General features: G+C 40.3%; 2 protein-coding genes. Both read right to left on the bottom strand.

Annotated elements, in window-relative coordinates:
• A partial coding sequence (locus H8Z79_RS16630; protein WP_187002974.1) for an NAD(P)/FAD-dependent oxidoreductase occupies positions 1–1,109 on the bottom strand: 1,109 nt, incomplete at its 3' end.
• A 1-nt stretch (position 1,110) separates the two neighbouring features.
• Positions 1,111–1,269, bottom strand: a 159-nt coding sequence (locus H8Z79_RS17075) for a rhodanese-like domain-containing protein (RefSeq protein ID WP_330607646.1), incomplete at its 5' end; no start/stop codon positions are given.

A 1,269-nucleotide genomic window follows, 5' to 3' on the forward strand; every position in this document is an offset into this window, starting at 1 on the left:
GGATAGTAACCGGCATGACTCATAGGAGAAAGAATTACTGTATCTACCTCTAATCCTGACTTTTTGGCATTGGTTTCATTGATACCTGTAGTGGCTGCTGTCATATCAAATACTTTGATAACAGAACTTCCCTGACTGCCCAGGTAACGACTATCACCACCACAAATGTTATCCGCGATGATCCTGCCCTGTTTATTAGCAGGTCCCGCCAAAGAGATTAACGCATCATTGCCAGTAACATAATGTTTTACCTGAACTGCATCACCTGCAGCATAAATATCCGGTACAGAGGTTTCCATTCTGTCATTCACTACAATACTTTCTTTGATGCCAAGTTCCAGACCGGCTTCTTTTGCTAATGCTGTGTCTGGTGTAACTCCGATTGCCAGCACCACCATATCAGCCTGAAGAGATGGATTATCTTTCAATAAGACCTCCACTCCATTGTCTTTTTCTTTAAATCCTTCTACTGTATAGCCCAATACCAGTTTTATTCCATGCTTTCTCATTTCATTATGGATCATGGATGCCATATCCGGATCAAAAGGATTCATCAGCTGCTTAGGCCGCTGGACAATCGTAACATCCATGCCAAGCTCCCTCAAATTTTCTGCCAGCTCTAAACCAATAAAACCGCCACCAGCCAATACAGCCGATTTTGGATGATTCTTATTTATATATTCCTTTATCCGAAAAGTATCTTCTATAGTACGAAGTGTAAAAAGATTATCAATACCTACTCCAGGAAGTCTCGGCTGTGTTGGCTTTGCACCTGGAGAAAGGATAAGTTTATCGTAATTTTCTTCAAATATTTCACCGTTTTCTAAATTCTTCACTGAAACAGTTTTACGTTCCGGATGTATGGAGATAACTTCATGATGAATTTTCATATTAATACGGAAGCGTTTAAAAAAACTCTCAGGTGTCTGTAGTGTAAGTTCTTCCGGATCTGTGATCACATCTCCAATATAATATGGAAGCCCACAATTCGCATAGGATATGTATCCGGATCTTTCAAACACAGTAATTTCTGCATGTTCATCCAGTCTTCGTATTCTTGCTGCAGCTGTAGCTCCTCCAGCTACACCGCCTACAATTATTACCTTCATCTTATTTTTCCACCTTTCCTGAATAAGCAGCAATGCCACCGATATTATTTACTTTAGAATATCCCATTCGTTGCAACAACCCTGTTGCCTGACGACTTCGGGCTCCGGAATAACAGTATACAAACAGTGGAATTTCTGTATTTTTCGCTACTGAAACAAC

The sequence above is a fragment of the Blautia intestinalis genome (genome assembly GCF_014297355.1).
Lineage (GTDB): Bacteria > Bacillota > Clostridia > Lachnospirales > Lachnospiraceae > Blautia_A > Blautia_A intestinalis.